This is a genomic window from Rivularia sp. UHCC 0363, assembly GCF_034931125.1.
Taxonomy (GTDB): Bacteria; Cyanobacteriota; Cyanobacteriia; order Cyanobacteriales; family Nostocaceae; genus Rivularia.
On record NZ_JAYGHM010000076.1, the window covers coordinates 1 to 2,601 of the forward strand.

Sequence of the window (2,601 nt, forward strand, 5' to 3'; positions counted from 1 at the left end):
TACTAGTAAGTAATCAATTGCTTGGGGTGAAGATGCTGCTGGAAATTGCCATCGATTCAAGATATGTGAAATTTCTTTTTTAAATAAACTCCCTTGTTTTGCACCAAGAAACTCTTCAATATCGATATATACGGCTTGCAACAATAAAATGCTCGCAACCGTTAAAATTTTATTACCCTGACTTGCTTCGTTCTCAGGCTGGTCTAAACGAATTTTCCCCCAAACACTGAAGCGGTCTTCTTCTTCTAACAACACACAGGCTTTACCTCGGTTATCTGTCAATTCTCGCCACAAAGCTCTCGCCTCTTCTTCTTGACTCGCTTTAAATAAGCTAATCAACCGAAAAGTTTGTCCTTGATAATTAAGAACAGGTACTTGCTGGTCGCGAGACGGATGTACAACGCTTGATATTTCAACGTCCTGCCGTTTCAAAATAAACATGAATTTTTCAGATAACTCCTCACGTCCGGCATTTTTAATATATGGAAGATATAAAAACGTCTTCGTAATATTTAACGCTTTTACCTTTTTTCAACACAATATACCTCTTCAATACCCTATGTGTCCGGATTTTTATGTAACTTTATAGTTAACCTAGTTACATTTTATCTTGGTTTCTTGGAAAAATCACTATTTTCATTGCTTTTTCTTCAGACTACCGATATAATATATAGGCTTACTTTTTAAAGGTGAGATTTTTTGTTTGGGCGCGTAGCTCAGCCGGATAGAGCAACTGCCTTCTAAGCAGTCGGTCGCAGGTTCGAGTCCTGCCGCGCCCGTTTTCGTAATTATCAATTATCAATGCGGGTATTGTTTTTAACTTCAACTCTGCTTTTTTGAAGCAGTTTGGGGGATATAAATCTTTAATTTTATTGTGTAAATCCTATTACTTCATCCTTTTTTGTAACTATTCGTAGAGAACAATCGACTAATACCGTTTCTGTATAAAGCACCGAATTCAGCCTACGCAGGTAGGCTTTGTTTGGGTAGCCCCACCATAGCCAGAGTGAGGGCGATTTAGCGCAGCCTCATACAGAATTGGTATAAGATAAAAAAATAAATTTAAACCAATTTCCGGTAATAGTAAATAAGTTTAATATATCGGATTACTATTTTAATATATTAAAAAAATTCAACATATCTTAATTGGTTTTCTAAAAAATCAGTTTAGCCAACGAGTAATTTCCCTTCAGCAAACCTAGTCCCTATATAAATAACTTTATTAATAAAAATGCTCCCAAAAACGGGACTTACACTTGACAAAGGCTTGTATTTACCTTCGCAAAATGTCATCAATAAGTGAATCGTTCATAGAATGAGTTTTTCGATAAAATCTATAATATTTTATTGAGAAAAATATCTAATTATTAAATTGTCGAAAAGCGAAAAATGTGCTAAGTATTATTCATTCAAGCAACCGGATAACAATCATTGTCGTCCAATTAATAAGAATGTATTAATGATGCTAAACTCTCTAAATTTAGGATAACTGAAATGCAAAAATCAAAGTCAATTCGGATTCCTAAAGCGACTCGCTATCAAAATGCAGCGATCGACTATTACATGGGACTGACAAAATCTTCCTATCTACATTATGGATATTGGGAAGAACCACCTGCACCAGAAGAAGAATTGACCCTAACTCATTTACGTTTAGCTCAAGAAGCTTATGCAGTAAAGCTTTTTAGTTTTATTCCAGAAGGAACAAAAACTTTACTAGATGTTGGTTGCGGTGTGGGTGGGAATACTAAATATTTGTGCGATCGCGGTTTTGCGATCGAAGCATTAGCCCCAGATGCACTCCAGGAAGAAAAGTTTCTTGAGAATACTCAAGGTAAAGTGCCATTTCACTTAACTAGATTTGAAGAGTTCCAACAAGATAAGCTGTACGATTTAGTTTTGTTTAGCGAAAGCAGTCAATATATTGCAGTTGATGATTTAGCAGAAGGTGCGGCTCGTTTACTGGGTGGTGGAGGTTATTTGTTGATAGCAGATATGATGCGTTTTGATGCTGAATACCAAGAAGGAATATTTTCTAATTGTCATGTCCGAGAACAATTAAAAGTAGGTTTAGAAAAAGTCGGATTTACGTTAATTAAATCGGAAGATATTTCTCGTTCAATTGCACCGACACTTGATTTATGCTTAAGTAATTTTAGTACTTTTGGAATAACTACAGGCAAATATATTGCTGATGTGATAAAAATCGCAGTTCCACCACTATATACACTTTTTAGTTGGGCATTTAAGCGCTGGTTAGATGAACCAATTAGAGAAGGATTAGCCGCACGAAAAATTTTTGACAGCCATCTCTGTTATGAAATTCAACTATGGCAGCTATCAAAGATTTAATATTAAATAATTTAATTAATTTAATTAATTTGATGAATCGTGGTAGTGCGAGCTAGAAGCTCGCTATTTATAACTAGTGAACGTCTTGTTTCCTAATAATAATGAGCTTTTCGGATTAATAACGAGAGAGCTTGAAGCTTGTTAAGTAAATAGCAGTAATTAAATGTAAGATAAGACCTCACCACGCCACTTGCTACAACGCGGGAAACCCGCGCAACGCAGTGGCTTCTCAATCTCTCTCCATAAATC

The 2,601-nt window shown here is 35.6% G+C and carries 2 protein-coding genes and 1 tRNA gene; 2 read left to right on the forward strand and 1 reads right to left on the reverse strand.

All coding sequences use genetic code 11. From position 1 onward, the window contains the following. Positions 1-441: Npun_F0813 family protein (locus VB797_RS29425; RefSeq protein ID WP_323241322.1), on the reverse strand; the 441-nt coding region annotated here is incomplete at its 3' end. Positions 442-705: 264 nt separating this feature from the next. Between VB797_RS29425 and VB797_RS29430 the strand changes: the two genes are divergently transcribed. Together VB797_RS29430 and VB797_RS29435 are read left to right on the forward strand one after the other, a co-directional pair. Beyond that, positions 706-779 (forward strand) — tRNA-Arg (locus VB797_RS29430). A gap of 715 nt (positions 780-1,494) precedes the next feature. After that, on the forward strand, positions 1,495-2,352 hold the full coding sequence (locus VB797_RS29435) for a class I SAM-dependent methyltransferase (RefSeq protein WP_323241323.1): 858 nt from the start codon (positions 1,495-1,497) through the stop codon (positions 2,350-2,352). The last annotated feature ends 249 nt before the right edge of the window (positions 2,353-2,601 follow it).

Bases quoted from the DNA above. Each gene is read 5' to 3' on its own strand.
- VB797_RS29435 (WP_323241323.1), top strand. From the start codon at position 1,495: ATGCAAAAATCAAAGTCAATTCGGATTCCTAAAGCGACTCGCTATCAA.